Origin of the sequence: Salinimicrobium profundisediminis (assembly GCF_026241755.1) — a bacterium.
In the GTDB taxonomy this organism is placed as follows: Bacteria; Bacteroidota; Bacteroidia; order Flavobacteriales; family Flavobacteriaceae; genus Salinimicrobium; species Salinimicrobium profundisediminis.
On sequence record NZ_JAPJDA010000005.1, the window covers coordinates 67,617 to 92,368 of the forward strand.

24 protein-coding genes are annotated in these 24,752 nt (G+C 40.4%); 11 read left to right on the plus strand and 13 right to left on the minus strand.

The window, feature by feature from the left end; all coding sequences use genetic code 11:
• The first annotated feature begins 23 nt into the window (after positions 1-23).
• The gene (locus OQ279_RS04215; protein ID WP_266068569.1) at positions 24-2,069 is read left to right on the plus strand and encodes an HD family phosphohydrolase; all 2,046 of its coding nucleotides are present in this window, start codon (positions 24-26) and stop codon (positions 2,067-2,069) included.
• A gap of 3 nt (positions 2,070-2,072) precedes the next feature.
• Here OQ279_RS04215 and OQ279_RS04220 read toward each other — a convergent pair whose 3' ends face one another.
• Both OQ279_RS04220 and OQ279_RS04225 read right to left on the minus strand, forming a co-directional pair.
• Positions 2,073-2,525 carry a transcription elongation factor gene (locus tag OQ279_RS04220; protein WP_266068570.1) on the minus strand — a complete coding sequence of 151 codons (453 nt, stop codon included), beginning with the start codon at positions 2,523-2,525 and terminating at the stop codon, positions 2,073-2,075.
• 92 nt (positions 2,526-2,617) lie between these two features.
• Positions 2,618-3,025, minus strand: coding sequence for a glyoxalase (locus OQ279_RS04225; RefSeq protein WP_266068571.1), 408 nt, complete (start codon positions 3,023-3,025; stop codon positions 2,618-2,620).
• 159 nt (positions 3,026-3,184) lie between these two features.
• Here OQ279_RS04225 and OQ279_RS04230 point away from each other — a divergent pair, with 159 nt between their 5' ends.
• The 3 genes from OQ279_RS04230 to OQ279_RS04240 are packed head-to-tail and all read left to right on the plus strand — an operon-like array spanning position 3,185 to position 5,391.
• Positions 3,185-4,537, plus strand: a complete 1,353-nt coding sequence (locus OQ279_RS04230) for an NAD-dependent succinate-semialdehyde dehydrogenase (protein ID WP_266068572.1) — start codon at positions 3,185-3,187, stop codon at positions 4,535-4,537.
• Positions 4,538-4,542: 5 nt separating this feature from the next.
• Positions 4,543-4,971 (plus strand): NUDIX domain-containing protein, encoded by a 429-nt coding sequence (locus OQ279_RS04235; protein ID WP_266068573.1) that lies wholly within the window; start codon positions 4,543-4,545, stop codon positions 4,969-4,971.
• Between the two features lie 30 nt (positions 4,972-5,001).
• A complete protein-coding gene (locus tag OQ279_RS04240; RefSeq protein WP_265163383.1) occupies positions 5,002-5,391 on the plus strand; it encodes an acyl-CoA thioesterase in 390 nt (129 codons plus the stop codon).
• Positions 5,392-5,537: 146 nt separating this feature from the next.
• Here OQ279_RS04240 and OQ279_RS04245 read toward each other — a convergent pair whose 3' ends face one another.
• On the minus strand, positions 5,538-6,818 hold the full coding sequence (locus tag OQ279_RS04245; protein WP_266068574.1) for a mechanosensitive ion channel family protein: 1,281 nt from the start codon (positions 6,816-6,818) through the stop codon (positions 5,538-5,540).
• A gap of 3 nt (positions 6,819-6,821) precedes the next feature.
• The gene (locus tag OQ279_RS04250) at positions 6,822-7,106 is read right to left on the minus strand and encodes a DUF3817 domain-containing protein (protein ID WP_266068575.1); all 285 of its coding nucleotides are present in this window, start codon (positions 7,104-7,106) and stop codon (positions 6,822-6,824) included.
• A 216-nt stretch (positions 7,107-7,322) separates the two neighbouring features.
• Between OQ279_RS04250 and galE the strand changes: the two genes are divergently transcribed.
• Positions 7,323-8,351, plus strand: a complete 1,029-nt coding sequence (gene galE / locus OQ279_RS04255) for a UDP-glucose 4-epimerase GalE (RefSeq protein ID WP_266068576.1) — start codon at positions 7,323-7,325, stop codon at positions 8,349-8,351.
• A 140-nt stretch (positions 8,352-8,491) separates the two neighbouring features.
• Here the strand turns inward: galE and OQ279_RS04260 are convergent, their stop codons facing one another.
• Complete coding sequence (locus tag OQ279_RS04260; protein WP_093112854.1) at positions 8,492-8,635, minus strand: YqaE/Pmp3 family membrane protein; 144 nt, start codon at positions 8,633-8,635, stop codon at positions 8,492-8,494.
• A 215-nt stretch (positions 8,636-8,850) separates the two neighbouring features.
• Between OQ279_RS04260 and OQ279_RS04265 the strand changes: the two genes are divergently transcribed.
• On the plus strand, positions 8,851-9,963 hold the full coding sequence (locus OQ279_RS04265) for a DEAD/DEAH box helicase (RefSeq protein WP_266068577.1): 1,113 nt from the start codon (positions 8,851-8,853) through the stop codon (positions 9,961-9,963).
• Here the strand turns inward: OQ279_RS04265 and OQ279_RS04270 are convergent, their stop codons facing one another.
• Genes OQ279_RS04270 through OQ279_RS04280 form a run of 3 tightly spaced genes read right to left on the minus strand, consistent with a single transcriptional unit; the run spans position 9,964 to position 11,984 of the window.
• The gene (locus tag OQ279_RS04270) at positions 9,964-10,860 is read right to left on the minus strand and encodes a cation diffusion facilitator family transporter (protein WP_306419738.1); all 897 of its coding nucleotides are present in this window, start codon (positions 10,858-10,860) and stop codon (positions 9,964-9,966) included.
• A 45-nt stretch (positions 10,861-10,905) separates the two neighbouring features.
• Complete coding sequence (locus OQ279_RS04275; RefSeq protein WP_266068578.1) at positions 10,906-11,547, minus strand: YqaA family protein; 642 nt, start codon at positions 11,545-11,547, stop codon at positions 10,906-10,908.
• Between the two features lie 59 nt (positions 11,548-11,606).
• The gene (locus OQ279_RS04280) at positions 11,607-11,984 is read right to left on the minus strand and encodes a hypothetical protein (RefSeq protein WP_266068579.1); all 378 of its coding nucleotides are present in this window, start codon (positions 11,982-11,984) and stop codon (positions 11,607-11,609) included.
• Positions 11,985-12,233: 249 nt separating this feature from the next.
• On the opposite strand from OQ279_RS04280, the gene OQ279_RS04285 reads away from it, so the two are divergent.
• Positions 12,234-12,953, plus strand: a complete 720-nt coding sequence (locus OQ279_RS04285) for an SDR family oxidoreductase (RefSeq protein WP_266068580.1) — start codon at positions 12,234-12,236, stop codon at positions 12,951-12,953.
• Between the two features lie 38 nt (positions 12,954-12,991).
• Here the strand turns inward: OQ279_RS04285 and OQ279_RS04290 are convergent, their stop codons facing one another.
• Positions 12,992-13,900, minus strand: coding sequence for an alpha/beta fold hydrolase (locus tag OQ279_RS04290; RefSeq protein ID WP_266068581.1), 909 nt, complete (start codon positions 13,898-13,900; stop codon positions 12,992-12,994).
• A 9-nt stretch (positions 13,901-13,909) separates the two neighbouring features.
• Entirely contained in the window at positions 13,910-14,587 is a 678-nt protein-coding gene (locus OQ279_RS04295) for a type 1 glutamine amidotransferase domain-containing protein (protein ID WP_266068582.1), read from the minus strand.
• A 198-nt stretch (positions 14,588-14,785) separates the two neighbouring features.
• Here OQ279_RS04295 and OQ279_RS04300 point away from each other — a divergent pair, with 198 nt between their 5' ends.
• From OQ279_RS04300 to cysM, 3 genes are all read left to right on the plus strand, one after another.
• A complete protein-coding gene (locus OQ279_RS04300) occupies positions 14,786-17,002 on the plus strand; it encodes an FUSC family protein (protein ID WP_266068583.1) in 2,217 nt (738 codons plus the stop codon).
• 326 nt (positions 17,003-17,328) lie between these two features.
• On the plus strand, positions 17,329-18,117 hold the full coding sequence (gene epsC, locus OQ279_RS04305) for a serine O-acetyltransferase EpsC (RefSeq protein ID WP_266068584.1): 789 nt from the start codon (positions 17,329-17,331) through the stop codon (positions 18,115-18,117).
• Positions 18,114-19,004 carry a cysteine synthase CysM gene (cysM, locus tag OQ279_RS04310; RefSeq protein WP_266068585.1) on the plus strand — a complete coding sequence of 297 codons (891 nt, stop codon included), beginning with the start codon at positions 18,114-18,116 and terminating at the stop codon, positions 19,002-19,004. Before epsC ends, cysM begins: the two co-directional genes overlap by 4 nt.
• 107 nt (positions 19,005-19,111) lie before the next feature.
• Here cysM and OQ279_RS04315 read toward each other — a convergent pair whose 3' ends face one another.
• Positions 19,112-19,657, minus strand: a complete 546-nt coding sequence (locus OQ279_RS04315; protein ID WP_266068586.1) for a hypothetical protein — start codon at positions 19,655-19,657, stop codon at positions 19,112-19,114.
• Between the two features lie 88 nt (positions 19,658-19,745).
• Positions 19,746-20,528 carry a Crp/Fnr family transcriptional regulator gene (locus tag OQ279_RS04320; protein WP_266068587.1) on the minus strand — a complete coding sequence of 261 codons (783 nt, stop codon included), beginning with the start codon at positions 20,526-20,528 and terminating at the stop codon, positions 19,746-19,748.
• Between the two features lie 119 nt (positions 20,529-20,647).
• On the opposite strand from OQ279_RS04320, the gene OQ279_RS04325 reads away from it, so the two are divergent.
• Positions 20,648-22,165 carry a DEAD/DEAH box helicase gene (locus OQ279_RS04325; protein WP_266068588.1) on the plus strand — a complete coding sequence of 506 codons (1,518 nt, stop codon included), beginning with the start codon at positions 20,648-20,650 and terminating at the stop codon, positions 22,163-22,165.
• Positions 22,166-22,343: 178 nt separating this feature from the next.
• Here the strand turns inward: OQ279_RS04325 and OQ279_RS04330 are convergent, their stop codons facing one another.
• Positions 22,344-24,632 (minus strand): transglycosylase domain-containing protein, encoded by a 2,289-nt coding sequence (locus OQ279_RS04330; RefSeq protein WP_266068589.1) that lies wholly within the window; start codon positions 24,630-24,632, stop codon positions 22,344-22,346.
• Positions 24,633-24,752 lie beyond the last annotated feature (120 nt).

Below are 24,752 nucleotides of genomic sequence, written 5' to 3' on the forward strand. Positions count from 1 at the left end.
CTTTTGATAAGAGATAGCCCGGAATGAAATCATTTATAAACAGCCTTTATAAAAATCAGGATCTTTTTTACAAAGTTTTCTTATTTCTACTTACCACCTTCATCATTGTGTACATGTTTCCAAAAGGTGGAAAATTTAAATATGAGATCCCTAAAGGGAAGCCATGGCAGTACGAGAACCTATATGCCCCTTTCGATTTTGCCATTTTAAAGGCCCCCGATGAACTTGCTGCAGAAAAAGAGGAGATCAACAAGACTCATGTTCCTTACTACGATTACAATGCTGAAGTTGTCTCGCAGGTTGAGGCTAGCCTGGATGAGCAGTTTGTCCGAATATTTCCGGACACCCTAACCCGGAGAGAAAATATGCGACTTCAGGATTTTATTCAGAATACTTTTGAAGAGATCTATGATGCCGGGGTGTTGCAGGAGATTGTTCCGCTAAGCCCAGATCAATTGGTTTACCTGCGGGAGGGGAATGAAGTCACCGAGGTTACCTATAAAAGCATTATAAAACAGAACCAGTTGAGGGACTTTCTCAACAGGAAAATAGATAAGGCGCAGCTGCAAAATTATAGGGAGGAGTTGATTGGGTTGTTTTTTGACAGCGTGAAATCTAACGTTACCTATAATGAAGCCTTAACGCAAAGTGATCTTGAAAGCAGGTACAACCAGATTTCATATACCCGCGGGAATGTTGAACGGGGGACAATCATTGTTGCGAAAGGAGAAGTGGTAGAGGGAGATAAACTGCAGGTACTCAATTCTCTTAAAGCCGAATATGAATCGCAGGTGTGGAGTGAGGCTAACTATAACTGGGTGATTGTGGGGTATACGCTACTTGTCTTTCTCGCTTTGCTCATGTTGATGTTGTTCATTCGAAAGTATCGCTATGACATCTTTCAGAACAATATAAAAGTGACTTTCATTTTCTTTAATGTCACACTCATGGTGCTGCTCACCGTATTGGTGATAAGGTTTAATGTAGCGTACGTTTACGTGGTGCCTTTATGTGTGCTGCCGCTTACCATTAAAGGCTTCTTTGATTCAAGGCTTGGCTTGTTTACCCATGTTATTACTGTATTGCTACTGGGGTTCATTGTTCCGGATAGCTATGAATACATGTTCCTTCAAATAATTGCAGGTATTGTCACGATTCTTACGGTTTCAGAACTTTATAAAAGAGCTAATTTATTTATTACAGTAGGGCAAATTACCCTCGTGTATATCGTCTCTTATTTTGCCTTTACCATAATTCAGGAAGGTTCAATCTATGAAGTAGAACCCGAAACTTTCCTCATGTTCCTGCTGGGAGGTTTGGCAACGCTTTTTGTGCAGCCGTTGATCTATGCTTATGAAAAAATCTTCGGATTAATTTCGGATATGTCGCTGCTCGAATTGTCTGATACCAATTCTAAATTACTGAAAGAACTTTCAGATAAAGCCCCGGGTACTTTTCATCACTCGCTCAATGTGGCTAATCTCGCAGAGGCAGCGGCAAATGAGATCAATGCAAATGCCATGCTGGTGAGGGTAGGAGCGTTATATCACGACATTGGGAAAATGCGAAATCCAACGTATTTTACAGAGAACCAAACTACATCGGTAAATTCTCATGATGAACTTTCCCCTAAAGAAAGTGCAGAGATTATCATTGAACACGTTATTAATGGGATAGAGGTTGCCAAAAAAAGGAACCTTCCAGACAGGGTTATCGACTTTATTCGAACCCATCACGGCACCACTACGGTCTATTATTTTTTAAAGAAAGCCATGGAAAATGATCAGCACGTGAATGAAGACGATTACAGGTATCCCGGGCCAATGCCATTTAGTAAAGAGACTGCTATCCTTATGATGTGCGACAGTGTTGAAGCTGCAAGCAGAAGTATTAAGGAACCTACGGCCAATATGATCGATGAGTTTGTAGAAAGGATCATCAACAAACAAATGGAAGATGGCCAGTTCCTCAATTCAAATATTACCTTTATGGAAATTCAGCAGGTAAAAAAGGTGCTGAAGCGCAAGCTTAAAAATATCTACCATCTAAGGATAGAGTACCCGGAGTAGGTTTTACCACACCTTTACAATATTCACTTCGCCGTCTCTGAAGCTAAAGGAGTCTCCTGCTTTTTTACCTTCCATTTCCTTATAAATAGGGGAATCTGTAGAGATTGCGTAGACTTTGCTGCCACTTTCCATATCCAGCTCTCCAAGAGGGACAGATACAAAGTAGTAGTTGTTTTCGGTTTCCACCACACTACCGGGTCTAACCACTTCGCTGCGATGGTCCCTGTCCAGGTTCGCCAGCGTTTCTTTCATGTTGCGCACCCGGTCAAGATAAACTGCGTTTTTCTCATATTCGGTCAGCATCTCTCCTTTATTCCCGTATTCGTCAAAATCGGGATGAAATTTATGCTGCTCGTTCTGGCCGCTAATGGTGTTCATTTTCTCATTATACTGGTCAATTTTATCATTGACCTGGTCCAGACATTTATTAAATAATTCTTCTTTGTTAATGCTCATTTTTTTCTCGTTTTGTTTAAAATTAGCCAACGTGATATTCAAAAAAGAACAATTAGCAAAAGTTTAATAATTACAATTTATTCGGAATCCCCTTATACCGCCGGCAGTTTATCGAGCAGCTGTATATTGCTTTGCAACCTGTTTTTCACCAAATCCATCATCCTTTTGTTAAGTGCCGATGAATTGGTAATGTAGTAGCTGTACTCTTTAATAGTGAATTGTCCTATAATCATTCCTTTTAAGCTGTTTCGGAATTTCATGTCCTTCTGAACAGCATTTTCTATATACGCCAGTCTTTTTTCTATGCTCATGCCGTAAAACACGTTCTTGTGTTTTTGTACGTAATTCCTGAAGGCTTCCAGTAGCAGGTCATTTTGCAGTAAGATCACCGGGCGCAAAGTGAGGTTTTGGAATTGCTCATCGGGTAGGGTTGAAGCTTTTACGACTGCCGATTCTATATGTGGCCTTAGTTGGAGAAGGAGTTCATCACGTTCTTTCATCGCTTTGGTTTTGTTTAAAGATAGCGAAAGTAAGTCCTGCTTCCCCGGGCGGCCTTTGTGAATTATAAACCTGTTGTAAACAATTGCGCTTCAGTTAAAGTCTTTTTAATAATTTCTTCTGGCGATACGTTCTTCTTACCTTTAAAAAAAGCCATTTTTATGATCCTTTCAAAAAACCCATATACAGGGGAAACCCTGCAAGAACATAAAGAATCAACTTCAGAAGATATCGACAAAGCACTGGAAAAAGCTACGGCAGTATTCCGGGAGTGGAAAACCACATCTTTCTCATTTCGGTCAAAGCTTATGCTGAAAGCTTCCGAAGAACTTAAAAAAAATAAGCAGGAATATGCCGAAACTATTACCAAAGAAATGGGGAAACCTATTAAACAGGCTATTGCTGAAGTAGAAAAGTGCGCCTGGGTGTGCGAATATTATGCTGAAAATGCCGAAGCACAACTTGCTCCTGAAACTATAGAAACTGATGCCGAAAAAAGCTACATCAATTATGCGCCTTTAGGAGTGATTATGGCAATTATGCCGTGGAATTACCCTTTTTGGCAGGTATTCAGGTTCGCGGCTCCGGCTTTAATGGCGGGGAATGTTGGGGTGCTTAAACACGCTAGCAATGTGATGATGTGCGGGAAGAATATCGAAAAAGTGTTTATAAGAGCCGGCTTCCCTGAAGGTTGTTTCCAAAATCTCACCATTGGAAGTAAAAAAGTGGAGGAAGTGGTGAAAGATAAAAGAGTAAAAGCAGTGACCCTTACAGGCAGTGAAGGTGCCGGAGGCAGTGTTGCGGCGACAGCAGGAAAAGAAATAAAAAAATCGGTGCTCGAACTGGGTGGGAGCAATGCCCTGGTAGTTTTTGATGATGCCAATTTGGAAGAAACCGTCAAAACCTGTGTACAGGCAAGGTTTCAAAACACCGGACAGAGCTGTATAGCCGGAAAACGCCTTTTGCTGCATAATAATATTGCTGAAAAGTTCACTGAAATGTTCCTCAAAGAGGTTAAGGAATTAAAAGCGGGAGATCCTATAGATGAAGATACTTTTATTGGCGTACAGGCTAGGGAAGACCTGGCGAAAGACCTGGAAAAGCAGGTAAATGATTCCGTTGAAATGGGCGCGAAGATCCTCACGGGTGGGGTGCGAAAAAAGGCATTTTACGCACCTACTGTTTTGAAAGATGTGACTCCTGAAATGCCGGTTTTTAAAGAGGAAACTTTTGGACCGGCCATAGGGATTACCACTTTTAGATCTGATGAAGAAGCCGTAAAACTTATAAATTCGACCCAATTTGGCCTGGGAGTGTCTCTTTTTACGAAAAGCCGGGAAAAAGCTCAAAATCTTATTCCGAAAATAGAAGATGGGGCAGTGTTTGTCAATGAGCTGGTGAAAAGTGATCCGCGTTTACCTTTTGGAGGCACCAAAAAGTCGGGTTATGGCCGGGAACTATCAAAATTTGGTATTAGAGAATTTGTAAATATCCAGACAGTGTATTTTAAGTAAGAAATATGGCAAGGCAGAATATATCAGTTACAACAGATAGTGTGATTTTTTTCAGAAATAATAATCAGCCAAAAGTGTTGCTGGTTAAGCGGAAAAAAGATCCTTTTAAGGACCAGTGGGCGCTTCCGGGAGGCTTTCTTGAAGATGAGGAACCCCTGGAGATTGGTGCCAAAAGAGAGCTTGCAGAAGAGACAGGTCTAAAAGTGGAAAACCTGAAACAACTTAAGGCTTTTGGAACCCCCGGAAGAGATCCCAGGGGCTGGACGATTAGTATTCCGTTTTGGGGCGAGGTAACTTCCGAAGAAAAAGTTGAGGGAAGCGATGATGCTGCCGATGCACGCTGGTTTTTTCTGAATGATCTACCCGAATTGGCTTTTGATCATTCCGAAATTCTTGAGCTTGCACGGGAGGCATTTCTGGGGCAAAATGATTAACTTTATTGCCCTTAAAAAAATGAGTTCCCTATGAGATTTCACACCCGAAAATGGATTAAACCACAAGACCTTAACCCCAATGGTACGCTTTTTGGCGGCCGCTTGTTAGAATGGATAGACGAGGAAGCTGCGCTTTACGCTATCATACAGCTGGAGAATTCCCGCACCGTTACAAAATTTATGAGTGAGATAGATTTCAAAAGCTCTGCCAGGGAAGGTGATATTATTGAAATAGGAATGGATGTGGTGAAGTTTGGAAATGCTTCCATAACCCTTCGTTCGGAAGTCCGTAATAAAATGACCCGCGAAGTGATCATTACTATAGACCGGATTGTAATGGTTTCTCTTGATGAAAACGGAAAGGCAAAACCTCACGGTAAGACAAAGATCGAATACGTGAAAGACCGACTGAAAGATTAGCCGATTCTGGCATAAAACTAAAAACAGCACAAGCTTCAGGAGTTTTTAATACTGTTGCTGGTGCTGTTTGTTTGCTTTATTTCCAAGGTTTTCTAAACTCCCACTTTTTATAAAAATTCCTTCCGAAGAGAAGTGTAATGTAAAGCTTACTTGGACTGCAGGGGTTTAAGAGCTTTCAGAATATCGTCACCTGAAGGAGATTCGAATAGTTGCAAATCAAAATAAGGAATGGCAGCTATAAGGTGATCAAAGATATCGGCTGTAATAGCTTCATAATATTCCCATCTCTTGTCTTCGCTAAAGCAGTAAATTTCAATAGGAATTCCCTGAGTTGTGGGAGGAAGATGCCTTACCATCATGGTCATTTCCTTGTGTATCTTGGGATGCGCTTTTAAGTAAGAGAGGGCGTATTGCCTGAAAACACCCAGGTTGGTTTGATGTCTTCCATTGATAAGATGCTTTTTATCTACTCCCAACTTGCTATTATAAGCGTTGATCTCTTCCTGCTTTTCGTGTATGTATGAGGCAATCAAATCAAACTCCTGGAACCTAGCCAGATCTTCATCATTAATAAACCGTATGGAGTTTTGTTTAATATTAAGGGAACGTTTGATGCGCCGCCCGGGAGACTCCTGCATTCCCCGCCAGTTGTGGAAAGAATCAGAAATCAGGTTATAGGTAGGAATTGTGGTGTAAGTATTGTCCCAATTTTGGACTCTTACGGTGGCGAGGTTGATTTCGGTCACAAAACCATCGGCTCCATATTTACTGAAGGTTATCCAGTCTCCAATGCGCACAATATCGTTTACCGAAACCTGTATGGAGGCGATAAATCCAAGAATGGTGTCTTTGAAAATAAACAGGATAATGGCTGAAGCCGCTCCTAACGAAATAAGAAAACCGACAACAGATTTTCCAGTAAGTTCCGAGAACATGAATATGATCCCTATAGACCAGAAAAATATGATAAGAATCTGTGCGTAACTCTCTATAGGCTTGTCGTGGTAACGCTCATGCCTTTTCATGTAATTCGTAGTGGTACGAACCAAGCTTCTTCCAATAAATACAGTAAGAAAAATAATATAGATGTCTACCAGCTTTTCGAATACAGAGAGCAGCTTGGGGTAATCTTCAAATACTACAGGCACCGTAAGTATGAGCAACAAAAGCGGGAAGATGTTGCTTATATACCGCGGGAAATTGCTTTTTACAAGATAATCATCAAAGGTGGTTACGGTCTTATTCGTAAATCTTTGAAATGAGGTAAGCACCAGCTTCTTGGTGATGTAATGCATAACATACCAAAGAACACCTACTATGGCAATGTTGATAAGCATGTTCAGAAAATGAGCGACATCTACGTCCATTCCCTGTTCAATAAAGTAGTTCGCTAAAAAGTTACCCAGTTCTCTTGTTTGTTCCTTCATCCTCTAGAGATATTTCTTCTCTACATAAAAAGGGCCCAGGGGCAACACAGAACTAAGACAAACAATGAGCAAAGTTTTTGTCTTCCACTGTAAAGGTTTGAATAGTAGTAAAGCTCCAAAGATATAGGCTACAAATAATAAACCGTGGGCCATTCCCACAATACGCACCATTTCTGGCGCTTCCCAAATGTACTTTAGAGGCATGGCAATGAGTAGAAGGACCAGAAAGGAAACCCCTTCAAAAATGCTTATCCACTTAAATATTTTTACTTGTGATTCTAATGACATAGCTGTGCTTTTTTCAAGTTGCAAATATACCTTAAAAGGTCTTAAAATGAGGTTGAAAATTCCTAATTTATTTCCCGGATGGCTCCTGCTGAAGCTCTTGTTCTTTGAATGTTAATCACATATTAGCAGTATGTAAAAGACATAACATTTTAGGTCGTGGCCTCTCAATTTTAGTGGTTAATTTCTTAATTTGCGGGATACTCAGAAATAGTAAAAATGAATAAAAAAATACTGGTCACCGGTGGATTGGGTTTTATAGGATCCCATACGGTGGTTGCACTTCAGGAAAGAGGTTTTGATGTAGTAATTATAGATAATCTTTCAAACTCCTCAATCGAAGTCCTGGGTGGCATAACGAAGATCACCCGAATTTCTCCGGAATTTGAAAATCTGGATCTGCGGGACAAACAGGCAGTTAATAATTTTTTTGAAAAATATCAGGATATAGACGGGGTTATACATTTCGCTGCTTCTAAGGCTGTGGGAGAAAGTGTCCAGAATCCGTTGCTCTACTATGAAAATAACCTCAATACTCTTATCTATCTGTTACAACAGCTAAAGGAAAAGGAGGCGCCAAAATTCATCTTTAGTTCTTCCTGTACTGTTTATGGCCAGGCAGATGAATTACCTATTACTGAAAACGCCCCTGTTAAGAAAGCAGAATCCCCTTACGGAAATACAAAACAAATTGGCGAAGAGATCATTTTTGACACCTGTAGTGCGGTACCGCATTTAAAAGCAATTTCTTTGCGATATTTCAATCCCATAGGAGCCCATCATTCTGCAAATATTGGAGAATTGCCTATAGGAACACCTCAAAACCTGGTGCCGTATATCACTCAAACTGCAGCCGGAAAAAGAGAACAGCTTTCCATTTTTGGTAATGATTATCCTACACCAGATGGTACCTGTATCAGGGATTATATTCATGTAATGGATTTAGCTCGTGCCCATGTAATTGCCTTAGAGCGCCTACTGGATGATGAGCAGGCCGAAAATTACGAGGTCTTTAATCTAGGGACCGGAAAAGGAAATTCTGTTTTAGAAGCCGTAAAGGCTTTTGAAAAGGTATCAGGAAAAAAACTGCCCTATACCTTTGTTGACAGAAGGGAAGGGGATATTGTTGCTGCTTATGCCGATACTACCAAAGCCAACGGAGTGCTAAACTGGACAGCAGAATTTAATATTGAAGATGCTATGGAAAGTGCCTGGAAATGGCAGCAGAAGCTAGAGGAGAAAAATTAGAAAAAGTAAACTGTCTAAAATATAAGCTTAAAGGCTAATTCAAACTTTGTGTGTACTTTCCTGAAGGAAAGTTCTAGAACCCAATCTCTCACATTGAGCTCATAAGGGATTTACATTTTAGACAGTTTTATATGCTTCAGTTAGTTTACAATAAACGCATGAATAACTCCGGGTAACCAACCTATTAATGTCAGGATAATGCTTATCAAGAGAGTTGTTCCTACTCCATGGTTTAAATAAACTGCTAAAGGAGGTAAAAGGATATTCAATATGATTGTCAGCATGTTTCTTTTTTTATTGGTTATACAACCAAATTAATGATAAATTATTAAAATTTCTCCGCATATTTTTGGTTTAGCTTCAATTTAACATGCAGATAATTAATATCTTAAGACCTCTATAAAATGGATCTTAAAAAGTAAAGAGCTACTAACTTCATTCAGTAGCCCTAACTAAAAAGTTCATCGGGAAAAGGCTATCTTCGCAAAAAATTAGTGCAATGACATTTAAGGACCTGGGAGTATCAGAAGACATTATTAAAGGCTTGAACGAGATGGGGATTATAAACCCAACAAAGATTCAGGAAGCTGCAATCCCAATATTAACCGAAGGAGAGGTAGATTTTGTGGGGCAGGCACAGACAGGTACCGGGAAAACAGCAGCCTTTGGTTTGCCTATTCTCGCACAGGTTGATCCTGCTAAAGATGAAATACAGGCTTTAATTCTTGCACCAACCAGAGAATTGGGGCAGCAAATTGCCAGACAACTTTTTAAATTCACCAAGTATACCGATAAAGTTTTTACTGAAGCTGTTTATGGCGGTGAGAAAATAGATATACAGATCTCCAGACTTAACCGCCCTACTCAAATTGTAGTAGCTACACCCGGAAGGTTGATTGACCTTATGAAGCGTAAAGCTATTGATATTAGGAAGGTAAAGACCCTGGTGCTTGATGAGGCAGATGAAATGCTGAGCATGGGCTTTAAAAAGGATCTTACCGAAATATTGGAAGGTACCTATTCACAGGAAAGAAATGTATGGCTTTTCTCGGCTACCATGCCGCAGGATCTTAATGAGATCATTAATAAATACGTCAAAAAGAATGCCCGTAAAGTGAGCATTGATAAAGAGGATGCTGTAAACACCGGTATAGAACATCAATTTGTGACCGGTGATGACAACAGTAAACTTGATACGCTTGCATACTTTCTTAAAAGTCAGGGGAAAAAGCGTGGAATCATTTTCACGAAAACAAAAACCGCGGCAAGAACGCTCTCAAAACAATTGGCTGCTAAAAATTACGAAGTTGGATTACTTGAAGGCGATATGCTTCAGAAAGACCGGGATAAAGTAATGAGAGCTTTTAAGGGAAAAAACCTGAGGCTATTGGTTTCTACTGATGTTGCTGCCAGGGGTATTGATGTGGCTAATCTTGGTTTTGTGGTGCACTATCAACTGCCAGATCAAACCGATTACTACACTCACCGAAGTGGCCGTACTGCAAGAGCCGGAAATACCGGGTTATCACTCGCCCTTGTTAATCAATATGAACTTAAAAAGCTGCGCCAGATGGAAAGGGAATTAAATATAAAATTCACCCAGATTCGCTAATTAGAGAAGATCACAGCTTTCTTTGTCAAGTTCGGTCTCTATGGTGTAATGGTCAAAATGATACTCCTGCAGTACATTTTTCACCGCCCGCTTTACATCCAGTAACTGCTGGAATTTACTGATGTCTTCTAGCTTTATGTGGGTGGTAAATACATGATCTGTACCTTCAAGGGACCATACATGCATGTGGTGCAGGGAGGCAATATGTGGAATAGCCTGGATTTTATGTTCGATTTCCTCAAGATTGATCTCTTTTGGAACTCCCTGTAAAAAGATAAACAGGGTTTCTTTAAGTCGCTTAAAAACATTGTAAAGAATAAAAACGGTGATTAGCAGCGATAGGGCAGGATCAAGATAAGGGGTTTCGTAAAAATGCAGTACTATAGATACAATAAGAACTGCTACCCACCCCAGCACATCTTCTATGAGGTGCCAGGAAACCACTTTCTCATTCATAGAAGAGCCTTTTGAGAGTTTCCAGGCTGCAAGGCCATTAACAGCAACTCCAACCAGGGCAAAGACCAGCATCCCGGTAGCATCAGAATATTCAGGATTTATAAGGCGGTCAATAGCTTCAGATATTACATATATTGAACCCCCAATGAGTACAAGGCTGTTAATTAATGCACCTAAGAGTGAAAAGCGCTTATAGCCAAAACTGAACCTGTTATTTCGTCCCTGTCTCGATTTGTTTTGCAGATACCAGGAGCTGCCAAGGGAAATGGTATCCCCAAGATCGTGGACAGCATCTGAGATAATGGCCACACTGTTTACGTAAAATCCTCCAATGAGTTCAAAAACTGTAAAGGCGGCATTGAGAAAAAAAGCGAATTTTATATTCTTACTTGATCCGTGGTGGTGATCGTGACCCATAAAAAATCCCGTTTTGTCTCTCAAAAATACGGGATTTTAAAAGGATTTTGGAGCGTTGCTCCTTATATTTTATACAATCTTAAAGATCACAAGTGCGTAACCGTAGAATCTTATGAATCTCAAGAGGCCAAATAATAAGTAATATCTGAATTTGTAATTGATAATCCCTGCGGCCACACTGGTTATAGAAAATGGAATGGGTAAAAGAGCTCCTACTACAATAAGAAATCCGCCCCATTTTTCAGTATTTTTGATGTGCTTTGCCATTTTAGTCTCCATAGCGTCATGTACTGCCGGGATCATTTTAATGGCCTTACCCATCCAGTAAGAAATAATTCCGCCTAAATAAGAAGCCAGGGCCAACAAGCTAAGATAAGTTATGGGCATGGCTGATTTCCCTGACCATGCGATAAAAAGCTCGGGGGGAACCAATCCAAGAAAAATAGATTCAGAAGCCAAAAATACCGCCAGTATTCCAACAGGAGAATAGGTCTCGGTAACCGTAACCAGAATGCTGTTGATGTTGATTACATACTCGTTAATTGCAAATAGAGCAGCAAGAAAAAGTAGGACCGGTAAAATGGCCTTTTTGAGACTATTGCCTACAAACTTGTAGAATCCTGTGTAATTGTAATATTGGTGAAGTAATTTCCAGCGTGGTTTTTTGTTCAAGACAACCTCATTTTTCTTTTTCATATTCAACTTCTTCATTAAATGGCTCTTTATTAATAATCTTTTCAATTATTGAGCCAATCCAACAAAACGAAAGGTTAATTCTCTTCAGCGTAGGCAATCAAACTATTACTGTATTCCCGCAATTCAATAGCGTTAATTTTATTCTTGGCTTCTGCCATGAGAGACAACAGGTAATCCAGGCTCTCGGCAGGATCAAAACCTTCACTGCTGGGAGTTTCTTCTTCAAAACCTTCAACAGGTTCGTCATCAGGAATTGGAATGTCAAAGGTGTTGTGCGCTTCAATGTGCTCATAAGTAAGCCTTATCACCTTAGCCAGTAGCGGGCTTTTTTCCTCAACAGCATATGGCCGCAACTCCTTTAAATCTTCAACTATAGTATTAGTAATAATACCATTGCGCATAAGGTCGCGCTGTATTTTATTCAGAAGTTTTTGTGCCTTAGGATTTTCCAACGATTACAGTATTTTATGAATAATTAAACTAAATTTCCAAAAAACCGCTATTTTAGGTCTCTTCGGAAAGGTGGCAAAGATAATTGATTCTGCGTGTAATTTGTGTTAGTAATTTTAAAGATTTTTCTCTTAGAAGTTAAAATTTGGTTTTCTGCCCCTCTTCGGAAGAATTAACAAAGTCTTAAAAGCTTTGTGGTCTCATTTGCTCCACATATTTGGTAGCTTTAGGCTGAATAAAATTAAATACAAATGAATAATTTAGAAAATAAAGTAGCTTTCGTTACTGGCGGAAGTAAAGGAATTGGATACGGGATTGCAGCTGCTCTTTCTGCTATGGGAGTAAGAGTAGGGATTACCAGCAGGCATAAAGAAGAAGCAGAATCGGCCGCAAAAGAAATTACCAAAAACGGAAAAGCCGAAGTGATTGGAATTGAAGCCGATGTGCGAAACTTTGAGAGTCAGCAAGCGGCCATAAAACAGGTAACCGACAAATGGGGGCAGCTGGACGTTGTGGTGGCTAATGCCGGAGTCGGGCATTTTGGCTCTATAGAAGATCTCACACCCGAGCAGTGGCAACAAACTATAGATACAAATTTAACCGGTGTCTTTTATAGCTTAAAGGCTTCTATTCCCGAACTGAAAAAAAGCAAGGGGTACATTTTTACGATCTCCAGCCTGGCGGGTACAAATTTCTTTGCCGGGGGTTCTGCCTACAATGCAAGTAAATTTGGAGTAACAGGATTCACTCAGGCTGCTATGCTCGATCTTCGGAATTACGAAATCAAGGTAACTACCATTATGCCTGGTTCTGTAGCTACACATTTTAATGATCACAATCCGGGAGACGAAGATGCCTGGAAAATTCAGAAAGAAGATATTGGAGAGTTAGTTGTAGACCTGTTGAAAATGAACCAAAGGGCTTTGCCTAGCAAAATAGAGATTAGGCCAACAACGCCACCTAAAAAATAACGGGAAGTATAAAAACTATAAGTATCAAAAAAGGAGGTTTAAACCTCCTTTTTTGCTGTCTTAAGTTGCGCAGATTGTGCCAGGTCTATCACCTTATCAGCAATTCCCAACCAGGCTTCTTCCTGTAGAAAGTGCCGGGATCTTAAGGTGTGGACCTCTTTTAGCCCCGCCACTTTTTTGATTTCCTCGCCATAAGTTTCCAGCTGCAACGCCGGATCTTTTGCACCCCAAATAGCCTGTACAGGATATTCTTTAGTCTGAACAGCTTTGTAGCACAGATCACGAAACTCCTTGGAATGATCAAAGTTCCTCATGATCTTTAAAAAGGCTTTTCCATTGTCCTCCCTTTTTAGAAGATCTACATAGGCGTTTATTTCAGAAGTACTTATGCGTGAAGAATTCACCACGCCCATTTGTTTAAACATTACAGGCCAGGTGACATGGCTTATCATTTTAAGTTCTGCTTCTCCCAACACCCTTTTTTCAAAAGGCCTCATTACTACCGGTTTCTTGAAGTTCACTACATCTACCCAGGTATTGAGAATGGTGAGGGACATGATGCGATTGGCATGTCTTGCAGCAAGTGCAAAACCTATTGGCCCTCCCACGTCGTGAACTACGAGATGAAACTTTTTAAGCTTAAGGACTTTAGCAGCTTTATAAAGAAAATCGGCCAGGTTAGAAAAAGAATAATCAAAATTATCAGGTCTGTCTGTTAATCCCAGTCCCGGCATGTCTATGCTTACTCCTTTGTAACCTTTCTTCTCCAGAGACCTTAGTACCTTTCTATACAAAAAAGATGAAGTAGGAACTCCGTGAAGGCAAAGAACAGGTTCGCCCCGGCCGTATTTTAATGCAAAGGTTTTTATGCCGTCTACATCAAAATACTTTCCGGAAGCTTCATGCTCTTTGATTACTTCGGTAACAGATTTTTCTTTTTGAGCCATAGGCTGCTTTTATTTTTGAAGCATGTTCAGGAGTTCGCGGGCTGCTTTTTCAGAAGAAGCCGGGTTTTGTCCGGTTATTAGTTTGCCGTCTACCAGTACGTAAGAACTCCAGTCGTCACCTTTGCTGTAGTCTGCTCCCAACTGGTTCATTTTATCTTCAACAAGAAAAGGAACTACATTGGTAAGGCCCACTGCATCTTCTTCAGAATTTGCAAAGCCGGTAACTTTTTTACCTCTTACTAAAGGGTTTTTGTGATCTTCAACATTTGCCAGTACACCGGGGGCATGACAAACAAAAGCCATAGGTTTCATTTGCTCGTTAAAAGCTTCAATAAGTGCAATCGACTTTAGATCATTTGCAAGGTCCCAAAGCGGACCGTGACCACCTGGATAAAATACTGCGTCAAATTCTTTAGCGTCAACGTCTTCCAGTTTTTTTGTAAGCGAAAGCTTTTTTTGCAGGTCATCGTCTTTATCAAAACGCTTTGTGGCTTCGGTTTGCGCGTCTTCGGTAGTACTTGATGGATCAATGGGAGGTTGGCCCCCTTTTGGCGATGCAAGGGTGATCTCGGCACCGGCATCTGCAAGTACATAATAAGGTGCAGCAAATTCTTCTACCCAAAATCCTGTTTTCTTACCTGTGTCTCCCAATTTATCATGAGAAGTCAAAACCATTAAAATCTTCATAGTTCTTTTTTTAATTAAAGTTTGGAATGGCCTGTCAATTCGGCCTTTTTGATGGATCTTAAAATTACAACGCACGGGGGCTAAAGCCAAAGCTGAGATACTAATTAAAGGTTAAATTCTTCATGGGGTCATCATTTTATTCAATTTTGCTGCGTCTGCTTTGGTAAAGCATGTAATTTTGCAGAAACTTCACTTCTTTTGAATCTTTATAGGCAACTGCAGTCCTTTTTTACACTTTTGAAGACGGGCGAATTCTCTAAAGGAATCCGGTTTGCTGTTGCAGCTATCGTACCCTTACTGGTCACCTCTCAAATGGGAGAAATAAAAATAGGGATCGCCATGGCAGTTGGGGTGCTACTCACTTCTCCCAGTGACGTGCCGGGAAGTTTGAGGCGCCGGGTGATAGGTGTTTCTTTATCTATTGCTATTGCCGTAGCTGCCACCATTCTCACAGGCCTCTCTCTGGCATATCCTGTCTTTTTTATTGTTGTACTGGTATTGCAGATCTTTCATTACTCCATGATCTCGGTCTTTGGGTTCAGGGCTTCGCTCATTGCTTTTTCGGGATTATTTGCAGTGGTGTTAAGTATGACCCAGGTCACTGCGGAAGGAAGTATTCTCCTCCACGCATTTTGGATTGGGATGGGTGGTGTATGGTATCTTTTATTTTCGCTTTTCTTCCATTATTTATTGCAGAGACGGGAAACAGACCAGCTTCTAAGGGATGTCTTTGAACTTACAGCTCAATACCTGGAGAAGCGTTCCCATCTTATGAGCGTTACAGATGAAAAGCGGGAGCAGGCTGAAAAAGAGCTTTTTGCATTGCAAACGTCCATTAATGAAAAGCACGAGATTATTCGGGAACTTGTTATAACCCGAAGAAAGAATTTTGGACGATCGGAAATGGTGAGAAAAAGGCTGCTCATCTTTATGGAACTGGTTGATATTTTGGAACTGGGAATGGCACATCCTGTAAATTTTTCCAGAATGAGAGCCTTATTTGTTTCTCATGAAGATAAGATCCAGCACATCCAGGAATGGAGCCTGGTAATGGCTGCTCATTTAAGGATTCTTGGACAGACACCTCAAAACAAATTTCTAAACCTTGAAGAAGGTGAGTTATTAATTAAAAGAAGACAAGCCTGGAAAGCATATAAAGAATTTGAGGCGTCGGCCAATAAATCAACTGATGCTGAAGCTTTACTCGTTTACCGAAACTTCCTGAATTTTAAGGAAAAACAGCATCAAAAATTACTTTCCTTAATGAGGCTTATGAAAGAGTGGAAAGGTGATGAAAAGCTAAAGCTTGGAAGGAAAGATGCTGCCAAATTTCTCACCACTCCAGATTATAACTTCAAAACGCTTCAGGATAATCTAGACTTCAAGTCTCCAATATTTCGACATTCCCTGCGGTTGACGGTTGTTATGGCCCTGGGTTATGTAATTGGGGAATTCTTTGCAGTACAAAACGCCTACTGGATCTTATTGACCACCCTGGTTATTATGCGCCCTGGCTATGCACTCACTCAGGAAAGGTTTAAACACAGGCTTTATGGTACCCTCATTGGCGGTGCTGTGGCTATTTCTCTGGTTTTCTTTATAAGAAATCAAACCGTCTACGCTATCCTTGCGGTAATATGCCTGGTGCTTGCCCATTCTATGATACAGCGCAATTACAAGACTGCAGCGGCATTTATTACGCTTAATGTAATTTTTGTCTACAGCCTTTTAAAACCAAATGTTCTTGAAGTAATTGAGTTTAGGGTACTGGATACAGTAGTGGGAGCTGGGCTGGCATTTTTGGGAGCTAAGTTTCTTTGGCCTACATGGGAGTATACACTTATTCAGAATTTTATAAGAGAAAGTATAAAGGCAAACCTTTCCTTTCTTAAAGAAGTAGAAGCTTTTTATAATCATAAGTCAGCCTTGCCTGCGTCTTATCGCCTCGCAAGAAAAAAAGCTTTTTTGGCGATGGGAGATTTAAATGCCGCTTTTCAACGCATGGCGCAGGAGCCAAAGACAGATAAAAAACATCTTGAGGAAATCTTCAGGATCGTATCACTCAACCAGGAGTTTCTTTCGGCTACAGTTTCTTTGGGTACGTTTATACGATCTCATCCCACTACAAAGGCTTCAGCTCATTTTGCCAACTATTTATCGGCTATCAAAGCTAATTTACAGGCTTCAGTAAAAAATGATGAGGCTCAAAAAGAAGATCTTTCAGAAGAGATTGACAGGGCTGCCACATTTTATGAAAATCTATACCAGGAGCTACTTGATCTTGAGAAAGATGAAAGCGTTGAGAAAGAAGGCGTACGTGAGAAATTACAGGAAGTTCATATTCTTACAGACAGGCTCAAATGGTTATTGGAGATGAGTGAAGGGCTTCAAAAAACCATGGGTGTGAAAAGATAAAGCCACCCTTTTGAGGTGGCCTAAAAAAATACAAACATGTAATATAAAAGACAGGCTTATTTTTTGGTTTGCTGTCTTTCAGTTTTTTGAGTAGACTTTTCACTCTTTTTGTCCTGCTTCTCGTTCTGTTTTTTTTGATCTTGTGCCATGGTTAAAAGTTTTTGATTAATGTCACTACTAAAAGTACAACACATTGAGATACAAAGTGTTAAGATGTGATTTTTTTAACCTTTCTTTTATAGTTAATTTTTTTATCGAAAAATCAGTAGTAAAGCTCTACCTGCATTGAGCAGCTATTTAGTAATTTTACAAATCAACTGAATTGTATGAACCACGAGGACATAATTAAGCAAATTACCGCTCAAAAGAAGAATACAAACCTAAGGTTCAGGATCAAGACTAAAGCTGAAGCTTTTACCCAAAATCTATTTTATACCTTGTTTGACAAGGATACTCCCGTAGAAGATAATCTGGATAAGCTGGCTGCCGATTTTAAGGAGCTGGGGGATTTGGTGTGTTGGGAGCCGGGTAAATCCTGTTCAGAAATATGGGAAGAGTACTGCAGTAAATTGCCCCACCTGCTTCAAAAGATTAATCTGGATGCTATTGCAATAGCAAACAACGATCCGGCAGCGAATTCTGTAGAAGAGGTATACCTTTCTTATCCCGGTTTTTTTGCTATCGCAGTATACCGCCTTAGTCATGAGCTTTATAAAATGAATCTTCCGCTGGTGCCGCGATTAATGACAGAATGTGCACACAAATTAACAGGGACCGACATTAATCCCGGGGCGCAGATTGGCGATTCCTTTTTTATTGATCACGCCACAGGTGTGGTAATTGGGGAGACAACCATTATAAAAAACAATGTGAAAATTTACCAGGGGGTTACTTTGGGGGCTTTGTACGTAGAAAGAGAATTGCGCAATAAGAAACGGCATCCTACCATTGAAGACAACGTGACAATTTATGCCAATGCTACCATACTTGGTGGGGAGACGGTTATTGGCGCGAATAGTATCATTGGGGGGAATGCCTGGCTTACCCGTACAGTTCCGGCCAATTCATTTGTCACCCATGACCCGGTAATAAAAATTAAAAATCTTCAGAAATGAATCGAACAGTATTAGATCTTATAGGAAATACGCCTCTTGTGAGGGCACAAAAACTGGTTGAGAATCCTGCGGTAGAGCTATATTTTAAACTCGAAGGGCAAAACCCCGGAGGTAGCGTGAAAGACCGGCCCGCCTATAATATGATCAAAAAAGCTCTGGAAAGGGGAAATATTACCCGTGAAACCAAACTGATTGAAGCTACCAGCGGAAATACCGGAATAGCCCTGGCAATGGTGGCCCGTTTACTGCAGCTGAACATTGAGCTGGTAATGCCCGAAAATTCTACTGCTGAAAGAGTACAGACCATGAGAGCCTACGGGGCAAAGGTAATTCTTACAAGCGCCGAAGGAGGTATTGAAGGTTCGAGGGATTTTGCTGAAGCCAGGATGAAAGAAGGAAATTATTTTATGCTCAACCAGTTTGGAAACGATGACAACTGGCAGGCCCATTACGCCACAACAGGACCTGAAATTTGGCGGGATACAAATAATAAGATTACACATTTTGTCTCTTCTATGGGGACTACAGGTACCATAATGGGAACATCTACCTTTTTAAAAGAACAGGACAAAAATGTACAAATAGTAGGTGTACAACCCGGTGATGACGCCCGTATTCCCGGAATAAGAAAATGGCCTAAAGAATATTTACCTTCTATTTTTGATGAAAGCAAGGTAGATCGCGTTATGGAAGTAAATGAACAGGAAGCCAGAACTATGACTGCAAGGCTTGCCGAGGAAGAAGGGATCTTTGCCGGAATGAGCAGCGGAGGTGCTGCTGCGGCTGCCGTGAAACTGTGTAGCGAACTTGAGAGCGGGGTAGTGGTAAGTATTGTTTGTGACCGAGGAGATCGCTACCTGTCTTCAGATCTTTTTGAAAAAAAATAAAAGACTGCCGGAAAACTATTATCTACGTTCGGGTTTAAATTTTAAAAGAAGTAAACCTGAAGTGTCAAAAATGGCTTTTCGGCGTCTCTTTTTTTAGTTCTTTATTCTTAGAATCCGGCGAGAGACAATTGGTCATTGTTCCTATTGATGCGGACTCTGCGAGTCTTGTCACCATCTTTAATTTTTATTCTATAGATCTCTTTAGTAATATCCCATCCTTTTGAAAATGCGGTATATTTTGTACCTTCTATCATAGCATTCCGGTGAAGTCTAAAGACCTCTAAACGCACATCCTGGGGCAGGGGTATGTTTTTAAATTTCTGATTTGAAGAAATAAGGTCTCCAGTCTTGTTAAAAGAGGCTTTTAAATACCCTTTTTTGCTTTTGAAAAAAACTTCAAAAGCATCATAATCTGTTTCTTCGTTATCTTTCAGGAACTTTTGTACATTAAACCTGGTTTTCATAAAAGCCAATGGGTTTTGCTGAAATTCCCCCGACAATTTTTCGGGTAGTTCAATCGAAAGCTGGTGGGACTTTCGATCTAGTGCCAATGATACCGGTTGGTATTCGATCTTTGTTTCCTCTAAAAGGATCTGTGAATTACCTGTGGCAATAAAACCAAACAGGAACATTCCAAAAATTAAATTTTTCATAGCTCATATATTTTGGATTAATATCTTATAAAAGTACTATGAGCAAATGGGATCAAATACTACCCAGGTAGCATATCGTGTTAAAGTATTAAGGAGCTGAAGCCCCGTTTTTATTAGCCTTCAGGAGAAGCAAATCTATATCTTTTATCTCAACTTTTTGCCGGCCAAGGCTTATGATTCCGTCATTTTTGAACTCCTGCAAATGTCGGTTTACTACAGCCCGGGTAGAACCAATTAAATTGGCCAGCTCTTCGTTAGAAAGATCATTGATCAACTCCAGTTCACGCGATTCTTTGTTTATGTTACTCAATATAAGCCTGGCTAACCTTGTAGAAATATCAACTAATGTGACGTTTGAGGCGTACTCTTCCAGAATTCTCATTTGATTACTCATATATGGTAGAAGGTTTTTGTTGACCCCGGGATGGTTCGATACCCATATTTTCATTCTTTCCATAGGAAGAGATAAAAGCACAACCCGGTCTATGGCTTCGTAATAAACGTTGTGTTCATATCCGTCAAGAAGGCAGAGAATATCAAAGGCATCAGTATTTCCCAGAAGAAAAAAGGTGAACTCCCTTCCGGTATTCTGCTCAATCTGGTAGACTTTTAACCTGCCCGATACGAGAAAGTGAAAATAATAGAAGGTCCTGTCTTTATTGATGTTACAGGTGTGTTTTGGCCACACAACTTCCTCCATTTCAGAAAGAAGCTTCAAAAGGTCTTCCTGCGGAAGGTCTTTAAGTAATTTATTACCACGTAAAGACGCTATAAGCTTTATTTGTTTTCGTTTACTCCACATACATGATCCCGACTTAACAAAAACGAAAACCTGGGGCAGGAAAAGAATCCATTTGTAAAGATAACTCATTTAAAATGAGAAGATTGTTAAACGCAAAAAATTCTTTATCAGGATTTTTTGGTCTAAATTTTTGGATGAACCTTTATTTCAGCTATTTTTGCAAAATTGCAATTGAAAGAAAAAAATAGATGACGCAGGACACTTTCGGGATCGTTGAGAAAAAAATGGACAAGGAACTTTATGAGTACCAACAGGAGGATATCGATAAGATATTTAAGGTGCTCGAAGCTCATCCCGAACGCTACAACCTTCTTTACCAGCTTCCTACTGGTGGGGGCAAAACAGTAATATTTTCACAAATAGTAAGGGAATATATTCAGCGTGCCAATAAAAAGGTGCTTATCCTTACCCATAGAATAGAGCTTTGTAAGCAAACTTCCCGAATGCTCACCGGTTTTGGGGTGCACAACAAGATCATTAATTCCAGCATCAAAGAGCTGCCAGACCAGGATGAGTTCATGTGTTTTGTCGCCATGGTAGAAACTCTTAACAATCGCCTTAACGACGACAAAGTAGAGTTAGACAACCTGGGAATGGTGATTATTGACGAGGCTCATTACAATTCTTTTAGAAAGCTCTTTAAATTCTTTAATAAGTGTTTTATCCTTGGGGTTACAGCCACGCCTCTTAGCTCAAATATCAAGCTTCCCATGAAAGATAATTACCGGGAACTTATTGTGGGCGATTCTATAAGCAGCTTAATTTCTAAAGGATTTTTAGCAAAGGCCAATACCTATAGCTATGATGTAGGCCTGTCTACGCTTAAGGTTGGTATAAATGGAGATTATACCGTGAAATCTTCCGAAGAACTGTATTCTAATTTTAGCATGCAGGAGAAGCTTCTCGATGCTTACATGGAAAAATCTCAGGGCAAGAAGACCCTTATTTTTAATAACGGGATAAACACTTCAAAAGAGGTATACGAGACTTTTCGAAATGCAGGTTATGATGTAAGGCATCTTGACAATACCACCAGCAAACAGGATAGAAAAGACATTTTACGCTGGTTCAGGAAAAAACCCGATGCTATTTTAACTTCGGTGAGTATACTTACAACTGGTTTTGATGAACCTTCGGTGGAATCGATTATTTTGAACCGGGCTACAAAATCTCTTACTCTTTACTACCAGATGATTGGTCGTGGTTCCCGTGTACTACCCGGAAAAAGCGAATTCTCGGTTATAGATCTTGGAAACAATGCTGCACGCTTTGGCCTTTGGAGTGCACCTATTGACTGGAAGCAAATTTTTAGATCTCCAGACTACTTCCTTGAGAACCTGGTAAGCGACGAAGAAATTGAGCAGAATTTTAGATATGAAATGCCAAAAGAACTTCGGAAGAAATTTGCAAACACTAAAGATGTGTCTTTTGATGTAGATGAAGAATACGACGATATCATTAAAAAAGGACTTAAATCTAAAACAGTTCTCGAGCGTTCTTTAGACCAGCATACTACCATGTGTGTAGAAAACAGTGAAGATGTCTTTGATGCCCGTCTTTTAGCTAAAGAGCTTGAAGAAGATATAGCCTACCGTATACGCAAGTACTCTTACTGTATAAGCAACAGCACCAAAAATTACCGCGACTGGCTTAGGGAAGATTATATGAGGAAGCTGCGGCAAAAAATTAATCAGGCGACATTTTAATATTTCCAGGAAATTTCTCTTGAAACTAAAATTTTAAAGGGTGTCAAAAATAGCATTTTTGACACCCTTTTTTCGTAGGTATTTCAGTTGTCCTTTATGCTTCGGAAGGGATTAGCCTTTAATTAGCAGTAAAATATAATATTTGAATATAAAGATCAATTCAAACCTTATATTCCACTTAATTATTCTTTTTAAACAGGCCTTTGATCTTACCAAACAGGCCTTTTTTTTCTTTTTTGGCCTTTTTAGGCTTGTCTCCTTTAGTGAAAAGTCTTTCCAGGAAGTTATCTCTTTTTTCGGGTTCACAATTGAGCATCATTTGTACCGTAGAAGAAGGTGCTGCAAATTTTGCCTGGGTGATGTCGCTGAATTCAGGCCTGGCATTCATCTTTTGCAGGAGTATGGCAAAAGCCGGTAAAGCCGAATTTGCTCCCTGCCCTAAATAGGTAGACGGGAAGCCAATCCTTGCATCATCGGTACCTGCCCAGGTTACAGAGATCAGTTTTGGTGTGATCCCCACAAACCAGCCGTCACGGTTATTTTGTGTAGTACCTGTTTTTCCGGCAATATCGTTGGGTAAATTATACTTGTATCTCAATCTTGACGCCGTTCCCGAATTCACTGTGCCTTTCATCATTTCTATCATCACCTGTCGTGTGGTATTGGAGAAAGCAGGTTGTGCCGCAACCTGTGGTTCAAATGTGGCGATTTCATTGCCGTACTTATCCAGAATTTTGGTGAGGTAATAAGGTTTGGCCGCTTTCCCACGATTCACATAACTCGAAAATGAGCCGGCGAGTTCGGCGGCACTCATTTCGGCCGTTCCAAGAGCAATAGAAGGGTAGGCGGGAAGATCATCTGGGAACATCATCTTTTTGGCCTGGGTAAGCACATTTCCAAGCCCCACGTCAAAAAGCACTTTTACAGCAATAGTATTGACAGATTGCGCTAAAGCTGTAGCCATGGGATATTTGGTATAAGGATCTTCTTCCTCGCTACCCGAATTGGAAGGAGTCCAGCCACCCTCATAGGTCACTTCCCTAACCGAATAATAAGTGCAGGGGTCTATACCGGCTTCAACTGCTGCAGTGTAGACCACTGGCTTAAAAATAGAGCCAATTTGCCGCCTGCTTTGAGAGACGTGATCATATTTGAAATACTTGTGATTTATTCCTCCCACCCAGCTCTTTACTGCCCCGGTTGAAGGATCCAGGTTGATCATTCCCATGTTTAAGAATTTCATGTAATGCTGTAAACTATCGGCTATACTGGCTGAAAGCAATTTCTTCTGCCCCCAGTCAAACAATTCCATCTCGGTTTTGCGGTGCAGGGAATCCATGATTTTCTCCCGGCTCCAGCCGGCAGCAGCAAGGTTTTTATATTGTTTGCTGTTTTGAAGTACTTCGTTTAAAATATCCTCTCTTTTCCAGGGTGCATTTTTGCCGTATGCTTTTTCGAACTGCTGCTGCAGCGAAGTCATGTGTTCTTTCATGGCTTCTTCTGCCAGCTGCTGCATCTGGTAATCTATCGTGGTGTGAATCTGCAGGCCATCCCTGTAAAGGTTGTATGGTTCTCCCTTCTCATTTTCAAGAGTGTCAAGGATCTTACTGAGTTCTTTTTTTAACTGTGACCTGAAGTAAGGAGCCACCCCATCATTGTTACTGAAGTACTGATAATCCAATTCCAGGGGTTTAACCCGGTTTTTCACATATTCTTCGGAAGGAAGGTAACCATACTTGTTCATTTGAGACAGCACCACATTTCTCCTTTCCAGGCTTCTTTCGGGAAAAAGCCGCGGGTTGTAATAATGTGATGCTTTTAGCGTGCCCACCAGGGTTGCAGCTTCATCGAGGGTAAGGTCTTTTGTGCCGGAATTAAAGAATTTCATGGCCGCACTTTCTATTCCGTAGGTGTTGTCACTAAAGGGAACCGTATTAAAGTAAAGTTTGATGATCTCCTCTTTAGAATAAATATCTTCCAGCCGTTGTGCAATGATGGCTTCCCTCACTTTATTAACCACAATGCTAAGGTGGCCGTAATCTTTTCGGCCAAAAAGGTTTTTTGCAAGTTGTAAAGTGATGGTACTACCGCCTCCCGAAGATTCATCTCCCATGAGAATGGTTTTGAAAAATACACGCAGAAGGCTGCGATTGTCAATTCCCGAATGCTCATAAAACCTTACATCTTCGGTCGCAATAAGAGCATCTATTAGATGTTGAGGTAGATCTTCATAGAGCACCGGCTGCCTGTCAAAAATGTAATATTTCCCCAGTAGTTTTCCTTCCGAAGAAAAAACTTCTGTGGCTTCATTCTGGTTGAGGTTCCGCAGTTCTTCAGTATCGGGCAACTTTCCCCACCAACCCCAGTAAATACTCAGGAAAAAGAAGCCAAAAAGGGCGATAAATGTTAGTGAGATCCCTAACACCCATTTTTTTACAGGCGTCAATTGCAGGTTTTTCAAAATCATAGGTTAAATGTCTGTCAAATAAACGAAGACTTACAAAAAAAAGTCCTCAAGTTTAAAAAACTTTAGGAAATGAGATTTCCTAAAACCCTGCTAATGTTTTTCAAGGAAAGATTAAAATCT

Bases quoted from the DNA above. Each gene is read 5' to 3' on its own strand.
- OQ279_RS04215 (WP_266068569.1), top strand. From the start codon at position 24: ATGAAATCATTTATAAACAGCCTTTATAAAAATCAGGATCTTTTTTAC.
- OQ279_RS04220 (WP_266068570.1), bottom strand. From the start codon at position 2,525: ATGAGCATTAACAAAGAAGAATTATTTAATAAATGTCTGGACCAGGTC.
- OQ279_RS04225 (WP_266068571.1), bottom strand. From the start codon at position 3,025: ATGAAAGAACGTGATGAACTCCTTCTCCAACTAAGGCCACATATAGAA.
- OQ279_RS04230 (WP_266068572.1), top strand. From the start codon at position 3,185: ATGATCCTTTCAAAAAACCCATATACAGGGGAAACCCTGCAAGAACAT.
- OQ279_RS04235 (WP_266068573.1), top strand. From the start codon at position 4,543: ATGGCAAGGCAGAATATATCAGTTACAACAGATAGTGTGATTTTTTTC.
- OQ279_RS04240 (WP_265163383.1), top strand. From the start codon at position 5,002: ATGAGATTTCACACCCGAAAATGGATTAAACCACAAGACCTTAACCCC.
- OQ279_RS04245 (WP_266068574.1), bottom strand. From the start codon at position 6,818: ATGAAGGAACAAACAAGAGAACTGGGTAACTTTTTAGCGAACTACTTT.
- OQ279_RS04250 (WP_266068575.1), bottom strand. From the start codon at position 7,106: ATGTCATTAGAATCACAAGTAAAAATATTTAAGTGGATAAGCATTTTT.
- galE (WP_266068576.1), top strand. From the start codon at position 7,323: ATGAATAAAAAAATACTGGTCACCGGTGGATTGGGTTTTATAGGATCC.
- OQ279_RS04260 (WP_093112854.1), bottom strand. From the start codon at position 8,635: ATGCTGACAATCATATTGAATATCCTTTTACCTCCTTTAGCAGTTTAT.
- OQ279_RS04265 (WP_266068577.1), top strand. From the start codon at position 8,851: ATGACATTTAAGGACCTGGGAGTATCAGAAGACATTATTAAAGGCTTG.
- OQ279_RS04275 (WP_266068578.1), bottom strand. From the start codon at position 11,547: ATGAAGAAGTTGAATATGAAAAAGAAAAATGAGGTTGTCTTGAACAAA.
- OQ279_RS04285 (WP_266068580.1), top strand. From the start codon at position 12,234: ATGAATAATTTAGAAAATAAAGTAGCTTTCGTTACTGGCGGAAGTAAA.
- OQ279_RS04290 (WP_266068581.1), bottom strand. From the start codon at position 13,900: ATGGCTCAAAAAGAAAAATCTGTTACCGAAGTAATCAAAGAGCATGAA.
- OQ279_RS04295 (WP_266068582.1), bottom strand. From the start codon at position 14,587: ATGAAGATTTTAATGGTTTTGACTTCTCATGATAAATTGGGAGACACA.
- epsC (WP_266068584.1), top strand. From the start codon at position 17,329: ATGAACCACGAGGACATAATTAAGCAAATTACCGCTCAAAAGAAGAAT.
- cysM (WP_266068585.1), top strand. From the start codon at position 18,114: ATGAATCGAACAGTATTAGATCTTATAGGAAATACGCCTCTTGTGAGG.
- OQ279_RS04315 (WP_266068586.1), bottom strand. From the start codon at position 19,657: ATGAAAAATTTAATTTTTGGAATGTTCCTGTTTGGTTTTATTGCCACA.
- OQ279_RS04320 (WP_266068587.1), bottom strand. From the start codon at position 20,528: ATGAGTTATCTTTACAAATGGATTCTTTTCCTGCCCCAGGTTTTCGTT.
- OQ279_RS04325 (WP_266068588.1), top strand. From the start codon at position 20,648: ATGACGCAGGACACTTTCGGGATCGTTGAGAAAAAAATGGACAAGGAA.
- OQ279_RS04330 (WP_266068589.1), bottom strand. From the start codon at position 24,632: ATGATTTTGAAAAACCTGCAATTGACGCCTGTAAAAAAATGGGTGTTA.